Source organism: Microcoleus sp. K1-B1 (genome assembly GCF_036704705.1).
Taxonomy (GTDB): domain Bacteria; phylum Cyanobacteriota; class Cyanobacteriia; order Cyanobacteriales; family Microcoleaceae; genus Microcoleus.
This window is the reverse complement of the sequence record NZ_JAUBSH010000011.1, coordinates 100,654-118,167: the sequence shown is the minus strand read 5'-3', so window position 1 is coordinate 118,167 and position 17,514 is coordinate 100,654. Positions and strand designations below refer to the sequence as shown.

Annotated in this window: 13 protein-coding genes; 6 read left to right on the top strand and 7 right to left on the bottom strand. The window is 45.9% G+C overall.

What is annotated here, in order from left to right:
- Positions 1-966: protein kinase domain-containing protein (locus QUA83_RS06250; RefSeq protein ID WP_333292136.1), on the bottom strand; the 966-nt coding region annotated here is incomplete at its 3' end.
- Between the two features lie 377 nt (positions 967-1,343).
- Here QUA83_RS06250 and QUA83_RS06240 point away from each other — a divergent pair.
- Positions 1,344-1,595 (top strand): hypothetical protein, encoded by a 252-nt coding sequence (locus tag QUA83_RS06240; protein WP_445301763.1) that lies wholly within the window; start codon positions 1,344-1,346, stop codon positions 1,593-1,595.
- A gap of 83 nt (positions 1,596-1,678) precedes the next feature.
- On the opposite strand, the gene QUA83_RS06235 is transcribed toward QUA83_RS06240, so the two are convergent.
- Positions 1,679-6,565 (bottom strand): CHAT domain-containing protein, encoded by a 4,887-nt coding sequence (locus QUA83_RS06235; protein ID WP_333292134.1) that lies wholly within the window; start codon positions 6,563-6,565, stop codon positions 1,679-1,681.
- A gap of 413 nt (positions 6,566-6,978) precedes the next feature.
- Here QUA83_RS06235 and QUA83_RS06230 point away from each other — a divergent pair, with 413 nt between their 5' ends.
- Positions 6,979-7,173: a hypothetical protein gene (locus QUA83_RS06230; RefSeq protein ID WP_333162645.1), complete on the top strand. Its 195-nt coding sequence runs from the start codon at positions 6,979-6,981 to the stop codon at positions 7,171-7,173.
- 105 nt (positions 7,174-7,278) lie between these two features.
- Here QUA83_RS06230 and QUA83_RS06225 read toward each other — a convergent pair whose 3' ends face one another.
- Positions 7,279-7,569 (bottom strand): hypothetical protein, encoded by a 291-nt coding sequence (locus QUA83_RS06225; RefSeq protein WP_333292133.1) that lies wholly within the window; start codon positions 7,567-7,569, stop codon positions 7,279-7,281.
- A gap of 220 nt (positions 7,570-7,789) precedes the next feature.
- Between QUA83_RS06225 and QUA83_RS06220 the strand changes: the two genes are divergently transcribed.
- The 3 genes from QUA83_RS06220 (at position 7,790) to QUA83_RS06210 (ending at position 11,681) form a co-directional block, all read left to right on the top strand.
- The gene (locus QUA83_RS06220; protein WP_333292132.1) at positions 7,790-9,364 is read left to right on the top strand and encodes a nucleoside transporter C-terminal domain-containing protein; all 1,575 of its coding nucleotides are present in this window, start codon (positions 7,790-7,792) and stop codon (positions 9,362-9,364) included.
- 380 nt (positions 9,365-9,744) lie between these two features.
- A complete protein-coding gene (locus QUA83_RS06215) occupies positions 9,745-10,350 on the top strand; it encodes a DUF3318 domain-containing protein (protein ID WP_333292131.1) in 606 nt (201 codons plus the stop codon).
- A 143-nt stretch (positions 10,351-10,493) separates the two neighbouring features.
- Positions 10,494-11,681 carry an RNA-guided endonuclease TnpB family protein gene (locus QUA83_RS06210; RefSeq protein ID WP_333292130.1) on the top strand — a complete coding sequence of 396 codons (1,188 nt, stop codon included), beginning with the start codon at positions 10,494-10,496 and terminating at the stop codon, positions 11,679-11,681.
- Here the strand turns inward: QUA83_RS06210 and QUA83_RS06205 are convergent.
- The 3 genes from QUA83_RS06205 to QUA83_RS06195 form a co-directional block, all read right to left on the bottom strand.
- The gene (locus QUA83_RS06205; RefSeq protein ID WP_333292139.1) at positions 11,650-11,976 is read right to left on the bottom strand and encodes a type I restriction endonuclease; all 327 of its coding nucleotides are present in this window, start codon (positions 11,974-11,976) and stop codon (positions 11,650-11,652) included. The two genes, QUA83_RS06210 and QUA83_RS06205, sit on opposite strands and share 32 nt — an antisense overlap.
- Before the next feature lie 44 nt (positions 11,977-12,020).
- Positions 12,021-14,162 carry a DUF3352 domain-containing protein gene (locus QUA83_RS06200; protein WP_333292129.1) on the bottom strand — a complete coding sequence of 714 codons (2,142 nt, stop codon included), beginning with the start codon at positions 14,160-14,162 and terminating at the stop codon, positions 12,021-12,023.
- A 293-nt stretch (positions 14,163-14,455) separates the two neighbouring features.
- Positions 14,456-14,713: a helix-turn-helix transcriptional regulator gene (locus QUA83_RS06195; protein WP_333292128.1), complete on the bottom strand. Its 258-nt coding sequence runs from the start codon at positions 14,711-14,713 to the stop codon at positions 14,456-14,458.
- A 151-nt stretch (positions 14,714-14,864) separates the two neighbouring features.
- Here QUA83_RS06195 and QUA83_RS06190 point away from each other — a divergent pair, with 151 nt between their 5' ends.
- Positions 14,865-15,275 (top strand): hypothetical protein, encoded by a 411-nt coding sequence (locus QUA83_RS06190; protein WP_333292127.1) that lies wholly within the window; start codon positions 14,865-14,867, stop codon positions 15,273-15,275.
- Positions 15,276-15,652: 377 nt separating this feature from the next.
- On the opposite strand, the gene QUA83_RS06185 is transcribed toward QUA83_RS06190, so the two are convergent.
- Positions 15,653-17,446, bottom strand: a complete 1,794-nt coding sequence (locus tag QUA83_RS06185) for a glycosyltransferase family 39 protein (RefSeq protein ID WP_333292126.1) — start codon at positions 17,444-17,446, stop codon at positions 15,653-15,655.
- Between the last annotated feature and the right edge of the window lie 68 nt (positions 17,447-17,514).

Below are 17,514 nucleotides of genomic sequence, written 5' to 3'. Positions count from 1 at the left end.
TTCGGTGCTGCCTCTGCTGACTCGCTCAAAGGCTGCTAATAAGGTTTCCACTTCTGTTTCTCTGCCGTAGAGTTTTTGAGGTATCTGAAACTTATCTGTAATATCTTTTTGGGCGATCGCAAAATCTGCAATTCCTCCCGTAGTTTTTAATTGTTCTAGGCATTCTTCTAAGTCAGCGATAATTCCCCAAGGGCTTTGATATCTGGCTTCAGCGGTTTTCGCTAATAGCTTCATCACAATATTAGAAACAGCTTTAGGAATTTCTCGATTGATTTGGTGGGGCGGTACTGCTTGTTTGGCAATGTGACAGTGGATTAATTCCATTGCATCGCTGTAATCCCAGGGCAATTGCCCCGTTAGCAGTTCGTAAAAAGTGACTCCTAATGAGTAAAAATCAGTGCGGTAGTCTATCGCTCTGTTCATTCTGCCTGTTTGTTCCGGCGATATATAGCTAAGAGTGCCTTCTAAAACATTAGGATTTTTCAGGCTAGGATTTTCGCGCTTTAAAACAGTAGAGATGCCAAAATCTATAATTTGAACTCGCCCTGTGGTTGAGTTAATAATAATATTGCTGGGATTGATATCTTTATGAATAATTTTATGTCTATGAATTTCACCTAAAGCCCTGGTTATTTTAATAGCTGTAAATAAAAACTCTTCTAAGGTAAGTTTGTGAGAAGCCAACAAGAGCTTTAATGAGTCTCCACCACAATCCTCGAAAATGATAGCCAAACTGTTATGGGATCTTTCTAAGCCGTAGGTTTTAGGCACACTTTCTAGGTTAAGATTGTGGGTAATTTCGTATTCCTGCTTGTATCTGACTAACGAAGCTGGCATCGGATAATCTTGTTTGAGAAATTTGATAATTACCGGTTTGTTGTCTTGCTTTCTCAGTCCCCGGTAAACTAAAGAATTATTACTTTCATGGATTTGGTTGGTAATGTCGTAGCCCGGTAAGTTAATCATTCTTACATCCTGTTGTGAGTATTAATACTCAATTATTTTGTTAGAAATTGTTAATTAATTCAGTAGATGTATCCTCTAATACATAATAATATCCGAAATTTTAAGAAAAACTTATGTTTCAACAGAAAAGTTGTTTTTTATTAACATTTCTTAAAAATAAGACGGCTAAACACTCCGGTCAGGAGTACGATCGCTCCACAGTTTCCTGTAAAATTCGGCAAAACAGAGTGAAGTGCGATCGCCCTTAGTCTTCATAGGAGATTTGGGCTTTGCATAATTAGAGTATAAATAGGGCGAATCACCATGCAATCAAAGCGAGTGCAAATTAACCTATATCCGTAAAAACACTAAGAAAAAAGGAAAACAGAACCACATTTGTGTCAAATGCGATCGTCAATTTATCGTTGATGATGAGTCCCACGCCTGGTTACAGCGAGACTGTGAAACCGGAAGGGAGCATCTCAATGAAAGCAGCCAAGCTACAAATTGGAGTTTTGAGGCAGGAGGCAGGAGGCAGAAGGAAAGAGGAAGAAGGAAAGAGGAAGAAGGAAGAAGGAAGAAGCCAAAAGAAGTGTTTTTACAAATATGAGATGCTCCCAACCGGAATGCCTAAAAATGTAGGTCAATAGTATAGGTTTTTGGGCAATTAACGAATCAAAGCAGTTCATCACACCACCCTAATAACTTCGGTAAGACTTGTGGGAAAACTCCATTACCAAGGATTACCAATCATTGTAAAGGCGGCCCAATAATAAGGATGCAAAAGCACTCGATCGCCCCGCGCCGCAATTTCCGGAGGCAAAATTAGACTTTCAGAAAGCCCATCGACTCGCAACATCCCGTCTTGAATCCGCACGCGCCCCCGCAGCATCTCCAATTGCGCGCGCCGCAAAGCCTCCGCTTTAATCATTAAATTGCCACCGCGTCTGGGGGCCCGCAACTGCCGATAAAACTCAGTCATCAGCCCCAAAGTCCCCTCATCGCTGACTTCCCACAAACTCGCCAAAGCCGATTTAGCACCGCTAGCTACCGCCAAACCCGCAAACCCCAACTCCGCATCTGCATCGCCCAAAGCGGTACTGCACGCGCTTAAAACTAACAGATTCACCGGCGGTTCATTCCATCGCAACTGCCGCATTTGATCGATACGCAATTTACTATCCCACAACTGAATGTAAGAATTTTTCGGTTCTCCGGGCTGGAATTCGCTGTGAGTTGCTAAGTGAATGATACCAAAAGGTCGATTTGCTCGCTGAGCTTGCAAATTTCCGAGAGTAAAATCTTGATTCAAAAATGATTTTCCTTCTGAGGGCGGCGCGATCGACTCTAACTCCACCGGTACCGCGGGTAATGGCGCTTTATCTTCAAATACCGACGCCCCCATTGCCAAAATTTCATCATCCGCAATATTGTCGTAGCCGATATCAGTTAAACTCAGACTCGGCATCACGCTAATGCTGTATTTCTCAACTAAAAAGCCTTTGCCGTCGTGAAGGGCCGCAAACGGCACGCTCCGCAAACCTGCTGCCGGAATTACAATTAAATTGTCAATTTTTAAAGCTGTCAATTCTGCAGCAACTGGCGCAACTAACCACCGATAAAGTTTTTGCGCCGTATCCAAATAACTAATGCTGCTTCTTTTTCGGGGATTAGTTATTTCGCTTTGCAGGGCGTCGGCTAGTTGCAACACCTGCCAGCGCGTTGTCGCGGGAATTAAAACGCGCTGGGGTTGAGCGTTAGCTGTTACTAACACTAATTCTAAATGCTCCCCATTAGGAACATCGGAAACTTCTTTGCCCTTCGGCGGCAACCTTTGGGAAAACTTATCTTCTAAGGGATGAGGGGGCTGGGATACGATGTTTTTTCTCCCAGGCAATAGATTAGATAAATTTTGACTTGCCACCATCACCGAACCATCTTCTTTGGCGGCGCCTGCATCCGCTTTGCTGACCCAATTCATATAAATAATCGCAGATTTTATCCCGGTAATTTGTTCGTTTTTGCGAAGAGTTTCGTAAATTACCGACATATTACTAATCGGTCTTCTTGCGGGCAAGTCCAGATATTTTTCGTACTCGCGAGTAAAGGTTTGCTCAAACTCTAAAACTCCCGAACCTGCCGAATCTAGCCTGCGAGAAGAAGCGAAAATATCCGGGCTAATTTCGGGAGTGTTGTATCGACTTTGCGATCGCAATTCTACTTGCACAGATGCAGGAAGTGACAGCGCAGGATCAGGATTTACGGGGGTTCCTGGCACTACAGGCGGTTCGGGAATTGGTGCGGGAATGGGTTCGGGAATTGGTGCGGGAATGGGTTCGGGAATGGGTTCGGGAATGGGTTCGGGGGTTGGTGCAGGAGTAGAGGGCGCGTCCGGTGTAATTAGGGAAATCTGATTTGGTAAACTTCCTTGGGTGTAAGTTTGTCCAACAGAAAAAGTGGGCAAAATGGCATTTCCCGCGCCAGCATTAATGCTTCCCAGGGTTCCATTGTCGATCGCACCACCAACTACAAACGGTCGATCGATAGCGCCTCCGTGGCGAATTGCGATCCTCCCCGCCCCCGCACCTCCTGCAGTAGAAATACTCGAAGAATTGCCCGATATATCGTTGAAAACATTGTTCGAGCGAAACAAACCGAGGGTTGTCACATCAACGCTGCCACCAGCGCCACCAGGGCCACCTTGAGCATTGATAAAGCCCAACTGAATGTTATCAGTCGCGTTCAGGGAAACGCCTCCGCCGTTGCCGTTGGAAGTGCCGCTGGAGTTGATATCTAGAGCTGAAATGCCCGCTTTCGAGGTGACATCAATATTTCCGCCGATCGCCCCCGAAGCGTTCAAAGCTCCGGCAGTTAAAGGGCCGGCAGTGGTTTGGAGAGCGATCGCGCCTCCTGTGCCCGCCGATGACGAGTCGATCGCACCTGCCGCAACAGTATTCCCCTCAACCCGAATCCTCCCACCGTTCGAGGTAATATTACCAGTCCGAACCTCGCCGCTTCCTTGCAGGTTCACGCTGCCGCCATCCGTCCTTAAATTACCCTCTAGGAGGACATTTTCTGCCTTGATATCGGCTCCCAAAGCAGCCGTGCTGTCCCCCCCGAAGGTAACGGCATCTCGCGCGTTAACGCTCAAAATGCGGGCGGCAATTGTGGAAACAGCCGTCACACTAGCAGCATCGGCCGAAAGCAGGCCCAACCTCTGAGTTTGACCGACTCTGCCGTCAAAAGTAATGTTGCCGCCAGCGCGCAGCGTCAAATTATTAGCCCGGCCCGGTGTGCTGTCGAGGGTATTGGCAAAAGTGATATTGCCGGTAGTGGCGGCTAGGGCGGCGGTGCGATCGACTGTGACGTTACTATTGAAAGTCATGTCGCCAGATGTCGCAATATTGCCCGATACCTCGGTACTGCCGGCGTTTACAGTCAAACTCGCCAGCGGTGCAGCTTGACCGACTGTACCGCCGAACAGCACTCGCTGAGCGTCTAGTCTTAGGGCGTGAGATCCGTCTAGGCTGCCGGAGAACAGAATGTTGCCGCTAACTTCCGTGCTCAAAGCCACGTCAGCATTGAGGGATGCGTTGCCTGTAAAAGTGAGATCGCCGCCGGATGTCGCAATGTTGGCGTTGAGATCAGTTTGGGGCGCGTCGAGAGTCAAGCTAGCGCTGCCACTGGTTCTCAGGGGATTGTCGATCGCGATCGAGCTGCCTTGAAGTGTCAGCGGGCTGTTGAAGGTAATGGGTGCGACGATCGCGATCGACGAGCTGCTACCGTTTTCGCGCCCGATCGCGATCGAGCCGAAACCCCCCCCCAAAGCGCCGAGATCCCTTGCCGTCAAGTCCAAAATGCCCAAAATATCGCCGGTACCACCGATCCGAATCGCTCGGCTGTCGTTGGGTTGCAAGCGAATTGTTCCCCCCACACTGCTTACGGAATTGCTGCCGCCCCTAAAGTCAATGCCGTTAGCCGTGAGAGCGATATTCCCGCCGTTAGCAGTGACTCCGCCCAGAGAGATGCTGCTGGCGAAAAAGTTGATGTTGCCACCTTGAGTCTCGATTAAATCGTTGGGGTCATTGACAAAAAACACTCCGCCCGCTCTAAATGTTACGGTGTCTCCCGTTCTCGCTTGCAGGGAAAGTTTGTTATCGGGCAAGTCTTGGAGGGTGATGTAGCCGGGGGTTTCTAGAAGCACGTTGCTGCCGGCCGCCATCTGTTCCAACTGCACTTCTGAGATCGATGTTTCATTGGGTTCTGGTTCCGATTCCAGTTCCCCGCCAGTCGAGTCCCCGCTGGTATCGCCGTTACCGCTGACGATCGTAATATTTGCCGGATCGAGGAACAAATTGCCGATCGCACCGTTAGTCGCGCGGGTATCGACCTCTCCTTGGAAAGTTAAAGCATTTTTGCCGGAAACTTCTACTCTGCCGCCGTTACCTGCGGCAGTGCCGCCGCGAGCAGTAATATTGCCCAAGAAGCGAGTTATATTGTCTGACCAAATTACCGCAGTGCCGCCATTGCCACGGTCGATCGCGTTGGCTGCGATCGTAGAATCAGGACTAACATAAGTTACCTGGGCGTTTGGCACTGGTTCCATCCCCCGGAAACCGCCTCCGACGCGCACAGTACCTCCGCCGTCAGTGCCGGAAGCATCGATATTTGCGCCGAAGAGTCCGACTTTTTCCCCTAAAATATTGACTGTGCCGCCAGCATTCCCAGAAGGGCCAAATACATTTACAGAACCGGAGACGATCGCACTTCCCGGAACGGCCGGCACTGTTTGGCCGCCAGTCAGTACCAATTGCCCTTGTTCGTTAGTCGTTAAACCTGTGGCTGACGCTGCGCCGGGCCCCGTTAGCAACTGAGGCAAAGAAACCGGGGCGAGCGCCGAGTTTTCTGACTGCAAAGACGGAGTAATTTCTAAACTTAATAAATTGCCAACTTGACTGATACGGACTGCATTTTCTCCCTGAACAGCAGCCACAGTAATTTGACCGTTGGGAGCGGATAACTGTCCTGTATTAATAACGGTGCCACCGAGCAAAGTTAAACTTTGCCCGTTGCCAACTGCCAAGTTTCCAGCATTTATAATTGCACCAATTTGTGATTTATTAAAATTAAATTGATGGGGATTTCCCAGTAAAGCTTTGTAATCATTAATTTCCGCCGAATTGAACCAGCGATCGCCGAAACCAATACCTGTAGCAGTTGTCGCGAAAAAAGACCCCGGCACGTTTAATCTAGCATTTTGACCGAAGACAATTCCCGCCGGATTCATTAAGAATAAATTTGAGTTGCCACCGCTTACAGAAATCAGACCGTTAATTATGGAAACATTGTCGCCGGAAATCCGCCCTAAAATATTTTGAATATTTGGATTAGTTAGAAAATTAGCTATTTGACCTTCGCTGAGATTAAATTGGCTGAAGCTGTGAAACAGATTTGCCCCGTTTCCTGACAGTTGTCCGCCACTAATGTCTGTGCGGTTTTGCTTGGACTGAACAACAGTATTCGTGCCGTCAGTAGCGGGAACGACAGGTTGCGATCGCACTGCTAGCGGTAGCAGCCCAAAACCTAATGTCAAAATTAGAGCAGAACGAAAATAGGTCATTGGAGGAAGCCATTAGTCATTAGTCATTAGTTCTTAGTCATTAGTCATTAGTCATTAGTCATTAGCCGGAAGGAAGAGGGATTTCAGAAAAGCCAATTCTCCATTACCAATTTTTATCTCTTCTCGTTTTGATTTTTTTTGAGCGGTAATGTTCCGGCAAAGTGCCAATAAACTTAAAAAGCTCGATCGAACACCGCCACCGCCGGGGGTCGATCGCACTCCAAAACCACCCGTTGCCAGAATGTTGGAAATTTAAGGCAAATTTTGTATCGATCTGTAACCAGTGTATTGACAAAAGCCCCCCAGAGTCCTATGATTGGGGCACTGATTGGGTGGGACGGCAAAAACCCGCGCAATAACTGGCTCCTCTAATAAAGTTAAAAACAAAATATTGATGCTTTTAGAGACCAACCATGCAAACTCCAGCTTTCCCATTTCTAACTGAACAAATAGTAGAGCGGATATTTTCGTCAGGCGAACTAACTCGCGATGACAGACAGCGAATTCAGTCAATGCTCTTAAATGAGTCGATCGGCGAAAATGAATTGAGCTTAATTGAAAGAGTCATGGAAGGCGTAGTCAAGGGAATACTTGACGTAATGAATTAGTTGATAACTAGCGCTAACATATCTCAATGTAGGGTGCGACCGGGCGCACCTTACCCTAATTTTAAATAAAATCGAAAAGCGAAAAGCGAATATTCTGTCACCGTTCTAAAAATCATCATCCGGGCCGTCATCCGGGCTCTCATCGGAGCTCTGATCGCGACGCACAAGTTCAGAAGGAGGCCTATCGTTACTCCAGGCCCACCACACGGAATCGCACTGGCAGCGGTAAAATTCTTGCCACTTGCGACGGTTGAACTCGGTGTATACTGGCGATCGGCGATTAATCCAGACCTCAGTGGCATTCGTGCAGCTAGCGCCGCACTTGGGACAGCAAAACTCATTAGCGTGAACCGCCGTCGCAGTCCATTCAGGAGGATGTGGAGCAAAAGCTTCCATGTGTTAGAGTTTCTATCTAAACTGCTGGTAATTACGGCAAATCAAGGCTTGCTAAAGATCCGCAGAGTTCGGAATCACCTAAGCAATGACATAACTACGCTATTGAGTGCGTAATTCATCTGCCCGTTATTTTTTTTAGCATTTGCCGTCAGATGAATAGTATAACTGATGTGGTGCAAGCCGTCGATCGGCATTCTCAACTATTTCAAGGACTAGGCTTATGTCTATCTACAATCTTATCTCGTTTCTGGGCATTTTTGGCTTATGTGCGATCGCCTGGGTTTTTTCAGAAAATCGCAAAGTTCAGTATATACCTTGGCGCGTCATCATCTGGGGCATTGGACTGCAATTAGTCTTAGGATTTTTAGTATTCCTGTTCCCCCCAACTCGCATCGCCCTAGAGTGGTTTACTAGCTTACTGGATGGAGTATTCACCGCTGCTGACGCTGGAGCGAGGTTTGTATTCGGGAGTAATGTTGTACCAATACCTGGTAAAGAGCCGGCAGTTAATTTAGGATATATTTTTGCCTTTCGAGCTTTACCGACAGTCATCTTTTTTTCTGGCCTCATGGCCTTGCTATACAACATCGGCGTGATTCAAATTATCACCGAACTTTTTGCCAAAATCTTTTATACGACAATGCGGTTGAGTGGTGCGGAAGCCCTCAGCGGCGCGGCCAATATTTTCGTAGGAATTGAAGCGGCAATTGTCGTCAAACCTTATTTGCCGAAAATGACTCGTTCCGAACTTTGTGCAATCCTCTCTTGCTGTTTTGGAACTGCAGCTTCTTCAACTTTAGCAATTTACGTCAGTTTTCTTAAGCCTGTTTTTCCCAATATTTTAGGACACTTAGTTTCCGCTTCAATTATCGCCATTCCCGCTTGTTTTGTTCTATCCAAAATCTTAGTACCTGAAACAGGAGTGCCCCTGACAATGGGAGGCATTCCCAAGGAAGAACGGAAGCCTCAAGGCCGCGAGTTTGTGGGCGAAGAAATTTCCGAAAATGACGGTGAGATCCGCCAACAAGAGACAGTTGGGGGAGAACCCATCGAACGAGTCAGCCCTCTCGATGCAGCGATAATTGGTGCATTGGACGGTGTAAAAATGGCAGTGGCAATTGCCGCTGTTTTGATTTTAATCTTAGGCTTAGTTTCTTTAATCAATCAATTCTTTGGTTGGCTGGCAATTTTGCCCAGCCCAATTGGTGGGTTTTTCAAAGTTGTCACCTTAGCCAACATTATGGGATTTTTATTTTATCCCCTGACGCTATTAACAGGAGTTTCCATTGACGACTCTTGGCAAGCATCAGTAATCATCGGACGGCGGCTGTTAGAAACAGCGATTCCGCCCTATCAAAGTTTAGCAGAAGCATCGGCAAAAGGACTCGTGAGCGATCGTACAGTTTTAATTGTCAGTTACGCCCTTTCCGGCTTTGCCCACTTAGCTTCCGTCGGCATATTTGTCGGCGGCACGATCGCCCTAATTCCATCCCGCCGCAAAGACATCTCCGAACTCGGTTGGAAAGCATTATTTGTCGGCACTTTAGCGACAATGATGATCGCTTGCATCGCCGGTACCTTCGACACCGGAGACGCCAGCATTTTAGGCGCTAAAACAGCCCCTGCTGCCCCGCTAACAGCCCCTGAATCTCCAAAATCACCGGCATCCCCAGCCGCAAATTCAAAGCCGTCAGTTGCCCCAGCAATTGCCAGTCCGAAACCTTCGACTAATACCGAAAAAGTGGCTCCGAGAGATCAAGAATCTCCCTCTCCTGCCTCCAAGAAAAACCCTTAATTATCTTCTATGGAGTTGTATGCGCGGGTTTTACGAACCATATTTAACTCCCGTCAAAAATCTACATAAACGCGCCCCCACACAACCAATAACCTAGATCAACTTTGATTTGCATAAGCTCACTTATGGACACGCTCAAACCAAAGAAACCGGGTTGTTCATCAAATCTGTGGTTGTCACAAAGTATTCTCGCAAAAACCCGGTTTCTGGCCACCCGTGCATCAGATTGCGATTTGCCCTTGGGTGAGTGAGGGCGGGTTTTAGAGATTGTAGGTTTTAGACAATTATGGTTGGTGATCCCGCCCCTACAGGCCCCTGATGGATGTTGTTGTTTTTTATGCCGATGCAAGCAATTCCCAATTCCCAATTCCCGAAAATTTATGAATCCCGATCCCGAAATTCGTCGCCTGTTAGATGTGATGCCCGCTTCCGGCCGCATGACGTGTAAAATTATTAATAAACCCCAACAATCAACGGTAATTGACTGCGATTTTCCTTTGCCTTGGAATCAATCTCGCCCGATTTATATTAATTTTGATTTGTGGCGGCTGCTATCTAAGCCGCAGCGGGATTTACTGCTATTGCGGAATGTAAGTTTTCTGTGCAATTTTAAGTGGTTTAAACCGGATATTTATCAAGGTGCGGCTCTGGCGGGAATTGTCGGGACAGTTGTAGAATTGTTGCAGGGAGATGCGATCGGCACTGCGATCGCGGGCGGTTTGACGGGACTCGCGATGACTCGAATTTGGCGCCATAACCGCAGTTCCCAAGTAGAGTTAGATGCTGACGAGGGGGCGATTAGAGTCGCGGGAAGGCGCGGTTACAACGAAGCGGAAGCGGCCGGACATTTGCTGGGGGCGATCGAGACTGTGGCGCAAATTGAAGGGCGCAGTTTGGATTTTAATGAGTTGATTCGGTGTCAAAACTTAAAGGCGATATCGGGTATTTCGGCGGTGGGCGTACCCGATAGTGTGAGGAAAGAGTAATGCGATCGCAAATTATAACCATTCATCAATAAAATGGGGTCTGAAACCCCGTCCTTATAGGACGGCTTTACATTAGCTTTTGTTAAAGCACTCTATTTCACATAATATGTGTTATTATGTGAAACAAGAAATTAAGAGCAAGAATGACACTAAAAGCCTTCAGCTATCGATTATACCCAACACCGGAACAAGAAAGTTTGTTGCGGCGCACATTGGGCTGCACTCGTTTAGTCTACAACCGTGCTTTAGCAGTAAGAACTGAAGCTTGGTACACAGAACAGAAACGAGTGGGGTATGCTGAGACTTCTTCAATGTTGACCGAGTGGAAGAAAACTGAAGAACTAGATTTCCTCAACGAAGTTAGCTGTGTGCCGTTGCAACAATGCTTGAGACATCTACAAACAGCTTATACCAACTTTTTTGATGGACGGGCAAAATATCCTAACTTCAAAAAGAAACGCAACGGTGGCAGTGCAGAATTTACCAAGTCGGCATTCAAGTTCAGGAACGGGGAAGTCTACTTGGCAAAAAGTACACAACCGTTGCCGATTCGTTGGAGCCGTACACTGCCTGATGGCGCAACGCCATCAACTATTACTGTAAAGCTTGCACCGTCCGGTAGGTGGTCGGTTTCTCTGCTGGTAGAGGTTGAAATTGAATCCTTACCCAAAACAGAGAACCAAGTCGGCATTGACCTGGGAATTACAAGCTTGCTCGCTTTAAGTACAGGCGAGAAAATTGCCAATCCCAAAGGTTTCAAAGCAAAGTATCGAAAGCTTAAAAGAACGCAAAAAGCTTTAAACCGCAAGCAAAAAGGGTCAAACAACCGACACAAAGCACGGCTTAAAGTAGCGAAAGTGCATCAAGAAATCGCTGATGCGAGAAAAGACAATCTTCACAAGTTAACGACACGGTTGGTGCGCGAAAACCAAACCATCGCCGTAGAAAACTTAGCTGTGAAGAATATGATCAAGAATCCCAAACTTGCTCTCGCTATAAGTGATGCAAGTTGGGGCGAATTAGTCAGGCAACTTGAATACAAATGCGATTGGTACGGTCGCACTTTAATTAAGATTGACCGCTGGTTTCCTAGTTCAAAACGATGTGGAAATTGCGGTCACATTTTTGAAAAAATGCCGTTAAATATCCGGGAATGGGATTGTCCTAAGTGCGATACGCACCATGACCGAGATATAAATGCGGCAAAAAATATTTTGGCGGCAGGGCTTGCCGTTTCAGTCTGTGGAGCGACTGTAAGACCCCAACAGAGTAAATCTGTTAAGGCTGGTGCGAAATCCCCTAGGGGACAGAAGCAGAAACCCAAGTCGTGAGTCTTGGGAATCCTCGCCCTTCTAGGGCGGGGAGGATGTCAATTAAGCCATTATTGCGACTATTGCAAATACTAAATAAATCTGACAGCGCATATTGATTTATTTCCCCGCGCAGCAGCTTCAGGAAAATATATTCTTCGCCGTTAGTTATCATCCCAAAAGTAGAGTTTTCGGGGTAAGGATTTCCCATCATGTATGCTAAAATCTGGGGAATCGCCCGCGAAACACTGAAACCATATTCTTTACTTTCAATTACCACTATCCAAAATTGATTTTGAATGACTAAAGCATCAATTTGTGTAGACGCGGTTGCAACCGCCGATTTATAAACAGAATAACTTATTCTTCTGCTCGATCGACCGCCAGCTTCGCATACTTCAAATTATTTTGATATTCTACAATCTTTTGCTGGCTAATTTTGTATTTAGGACTATTAGCAGGTATTTTTTTCATGCCAGCAATTGCTTGTTCCCAGGCAACAATCACCTGTTGCCACTGTTGTTTTGTTGTGGCAGTTTGAGTTAAAGAAGCTGCACGAGTTGCTTGATTTACTGCTTGCCGAAAATCATTGTCAGCATTGGTTGGAGTTGCTGGCGGAGTTACTTTTGGATTCGCGGGTAAATTTGTCGGCCCAGGAGTTTTGCTGGGAGTGGGATTCGCAGGTAAGTTTGTCGGTGGAGTAGTTTTGTTGGGAATTGGAGACGGAGTTGCTGTTGGATTCGCGGGTAAATTTGTCGGTGGATTAGTTGGTGAAACAGCGGGCGGAGTAGCAGGTAAATTAGCTGACGGAGTTTGTAGTGATGCCCCGGCAGTTGCTGGCTTGAGTGCGATTAGCATCTCATACCTCTGCGTCGATTTATCTACTTCTGCAGTTGTCATGGCTATGCCGCGTACAGAATTAAGAGCCGCGATCGTCCGATCGAATTCTGCTATATTTTCTTTGGGTACAGATGACTCGATGAAATTTTTAGATGCAGCAGAATTGACCATGGTCAGAATTTGTTCAAAATTGAAATAACCGTAGCCGCTGTTAGGCTTTGGTAAAGAACTCGTAATTGTTTGAAAGTTTTCGCTTTGTGCTAAGGTTGGATTTGATGTAGCTGCGATCGCTGGTAATGTTTTGGCATTCCCTACAGCGATAAATACTGAATTTGCATCTAACCAACCGTGTCCCAATACAAAGTCTTGACTGGGCGCTTGCCATTCAGTTATAGCTCGATCGGCAATCTGTTTTTCAGATACGGCTATACCATTACCTCGGGCAAGCACATTCAATTTAGCAAACGTGCTTTTAGCTGCTTCAGGATTGCTGGTTTGAATTACTATTTTTACCCCGATCGTACTTTCTAAAGATACGTCTGGCAGTGAAATTACTCCGAATCCGTATTCTCCATCCATCCAGCCAAAAATATCTTTATCTAAATCGAGATTTAATGCTGCTAAATTTCCTCTAACTTGAGTAAGTCCCTGGCTGAATTCTGGAATATTTTGTGTTTGGCTGACAAAACTACCCCAATTATTATTGATGCCTTTCCCCGTAAATAAAGCAACTGTTTGCTGGGTAAAATAACTAATTATTTTTTCAGTTGCGGGCTGAAAGTTGGTTTGAGTGGTGGCATTCGGCTGCAAATTGGCAACAGTATTAATCCGAATCCCAGCATCATCAATGCCAATACCGCCGCTTAAAGACTTTATCGGATATAGTTCCGGTCGATCGAGCAGCGGTGCATTTTGAGTTTGAGGAGCATTTGCCACACTCTCCTTTATCAAGGCTAAACTATCAAAAATATAAAATTGAGCTACTGGATTGTCAATTTTTAAATCGCTTGATAATACTTTGGCAACTTCTGCCTTGCTTGCTAAAGATGGTTGTCCTTTGTAGATATCAATAGATTTTTGGACATTTTGCTCTTTGTCACTGCAAACAAGATAACGCTTCACGATCGCGCAGTAGCTTTTATCGCCTTTCTTAGTAGTAGACTCCAGTATTTTAAATCCTTTGTAATCAATCTCTTTAAATTTTTCGTCAGGATTAATCTTGCTGAGCTTTTGATTTAATTGCCACATACTCAGCTTATTTTTAATCGTAATTACCCCGATAAATTCAGGAGTAGGCGATTGCTGTTCTTGGGTTTTAGCTGATGGTAATGCAGCCCAGACAACAGTACCCAGCCAAGGTTTGATATCTCGATCGTAATTCAGTTGAGGACTTTCCTTAGCAACTTCTTTCTCATACTCTTTCCAAGCTCGATCGAAAAGTTCCCTAGCTTCTGGTGTGCCAAATTTCTGTAACTTTGACCAAGACTCAGGGTTGAGATCGATCGTGCCGCCTACTAAAGCATCACTCGGAATCAGTTTAGCATTATCTAGGGGTTTACTATCAGCTCCTAAATAACCATCCGAGTACAGATATGTTGCCGCGCCGCCGATCGCAAGTAAACTCAAAACAGCAACGGTGGTTTTAGCGAATTTGCCAGCCATAATGTTTTTTTAAATAAAGATTGTTTGAGACGATATTAACTTCCAACTGTTTGTAGTGCGGACTTGGTGTCCGTAATTTCGGAGCGGACACCAAGTCCGTACTGCGAACTAATTTTTGAGAAACTAATTTTTTGACGGTCGATCGAGCGGACATTGCATAATACAATATTGTAGTTTTCTAATTTTGGAGCGTCAAGAGCGGCAATCTAGCGGCAACAATTCTTATTAGGTTGTTTGAAAACCATGAATTTGGAACTGAATTGTTTGTATAAAGTTACGATCGATCTATCCCCCTATGACTCCTCCTCATCTACTCGCCGACTGAGATAATCCGGCAACTCATCAAAACATACCCCCACCAAACGGCAAAAATCCCTCATTTGCCGAACAGTCATCGTAGGTTCGTCTCCCTTTTCCCATCGCCGCACCGACGAAGCCGACACCCCCATCCGCACAGCCAACTCTTCTTGGCTCAAATTAGCGTCCTCCCGCAGTCTCCGAAAAGGCAACTCATTTTCTGGTTGCCGTTGACGTTGCCTTTTTTTTACCATATTATTATAACAGATTAAATTAAACGCCTAATTTAAGCGATTAAATAGCTTGTGATAGGCACAGCCATAGCCAGAACAGACTGCACTAAAAATAAAAGGTGCAATTCTGTCACTTTTCTATGGGCAAACATACCCAATTTACAATACAGCCATGAACACCCCAGAAACTGCGAATGCCTGGATTATTTACCGACTGCTGCCCAACTTTCAGCGCTTACCCGTCGCGCAATTTCGCAGCCGCAGCGAAGCAGAATCTTCCCTGACAGTCATCCGGCAAATGCTACCCAATACCGAATTAATACTTGCTTTCGAGGTTGGGCCAGAAAGTCCAACTACCGAACTCAATCAGCCCCCTGCTAAAGAACCAAACTTGCCAACTTCAGTTAACCGAGAACTCTTGAAACTTTTCATTATCAGTTCTCGTCCTGTGGTTTCCCGCGTCATTCATTCTTTTCATCGCGATAATTTTGCCTGCGTTTCTGACTGGAGTCCGCTTGTCCCAACTCAGAATCCAGGTGAAGTGATGAGCGTCTTAATTAAACATTTGGCCGCTGACTCTTAGCGTTTGATTGAACAGTCCCGATCGTATTGATAGCGGTAAGGTGCGCCCAGCGCACCCTACATCTACATCAGCGGGGTGATGCTTATTGGTAATAGCTTTAGCAATGTCACTTTATTGAGTTATAAATTTATCGCTCGCTCTTTCTAGTCGATCGGATCTGATATCTTGTACCATTGTCAGCAACGGGCTAGAAGCCCGTTCCACAAAGAATTGATTGTCTTGTGGGGAGTAGGGGTTGGGCGCGTCAGCAACGGGCTAGAAGCCCGTTCCACAAAGAATGGATTGTCTTGTGGGGTGGGCTTCTAGCCCGCCCATAAAAAACTTATTGAGAATTTTGCAAGATGTAAGTCGGATCGTAGTTGCGGGCGATCGCCAAATCAGGAACAATGATAAACTTGATATTCATACCCATCCACCGCAGGTAAATCGCGCGATTCAACCTGACATTTTTGTGCTTCTAGATTTACAGGTGCGCGAAAATTAACCAACCACAAATCAAGCGGGCGTTCTAATTGACTGAGTGTTTTGTCAAGAGTCCCTGCCGCTATTTCCGGCGCATCCCTTCTCTGATTAGCCAAAAGAAACAGCGGAGAATCAAAGGCTTTAACTTCTTCTTTCTTCCTAACATCCGTTACATCCGTTACATCCGTTACATCCGCTACAAAATCCGTTGCCGAACTTCTTTCCCATTCCCACCCTATCCCCATCAATTCTCCTATTTCTACATGAGTCTTTTGAGTAGTGGCAATTAACACGGGAACTTTCGATAATTCGCTGATAACCGGAATTAAAAGGTCTGGTTTGTAATATTTGCGATAGCCGAGATTGGAATTTACTGTGACACCGCTAAAAAAACCCATTGCTAAAATTAGCACCACTGCTTTTTTGCCAGGAACTTCGATCGCCCGTAAATTAAACCATTGACTTTTTGCTGTAGGTGTGTTAAAAATAACCGCCAAGGTTGCTCCTAAAAGCAATATCACCCCCGGAAAGTAGACGAAATTGTATCGTGCGCCGCGAGTTAGGTCAATCCCTAGAATATATGCAAAGCTGAAAAATAGGAAAATTGCTCCTAGCACAAATCCGCCGAAAATAACAGTACCTAAACGAGTATCGGGCGCTGTTAAGGACTTTTTAAGAGCGCTAAACAGGATGGGAAGCACCAATATAAAAAATACTGTCATTACGATCGCCGATACAACTACTACTGCCAAATTTGGCGATTCCACCGGCAGCAGAGAGATGACAGTGATCCATCCAGCTAAAGCTTGAAAAATCGGCGCGATCCAATTTAAAAATGTGCGATCGCCGCTGACAATCCAATTAGTTAGTTCGCTGCCGTATTTATTTGACAAAAATACCGGCAGCCAAACTAAACCACCAGCCAAAGTGCCCACGGCTACTGCGAAAAGCCGCCACAAGATTTGAAATTGCCAAATATTAGGCTGCTGGCTGTTTGAAATTGGCAACTTTCCAGTAAAATGCTGCCAGATTACAGCAATTAATGCTATTGCTTCGGCACACAAAGTAAGTGCAAAAAAGTAGTGAGCCGCAATCCCTACACAGTTAACAACTACCCACAGCAGCATCGCCCAAATAGGCATGGGAGCGCGCTGTTGCAGCTTTTTTGCAGCTAAGGTGAGGCAAAAAAGAGAGGCAATAACTAATAAGATTCCTAAAGTGTAATGGCGAGCTTCTTGAGCGAGATAAATGCCGTAGGGAGAAACTGCCATCATCGCTGCCGCACATTGACCGACTAAACGAGAACTAAAAGCAAACTTGCCTACAAAGTAGATAGCTGGAACTGAAATCACGCCCAATAACGCAGGAAGAGCTCGCGCAATCCAAACTAAACTATCCTCGGTCGGCCCAAACAGTCGCATCCACCAGTGGGCAAACATAAAATACACTGGTGGATGGTTGCTTTCTAGCAGCAAATTGCGGAGCACGTCGGCGGTGTCAGCATCGGGGCGCAATTGTAGGGGTTGTAATAATGTAGAAAGGTCGATCGCGCGATCGATCGGCACACCGCGAAAACTGTTGCCCAAACTAAAAACTAGAGTGGAAAACTCGTCAGTCCACAGCGGTTTCGAGTCTAAATTGGCAAAGCGCAAAATAAAGGCGATTGCCGTCCACAGAAATAGCAACAACAGTTGTTTGTTCTTAATCATTAATTCATTCATCTCAAGGCAGTTGGCAGTTGGCTGTTGTCAGTTGTCAGTTGGGAGTTTTTAGTTGT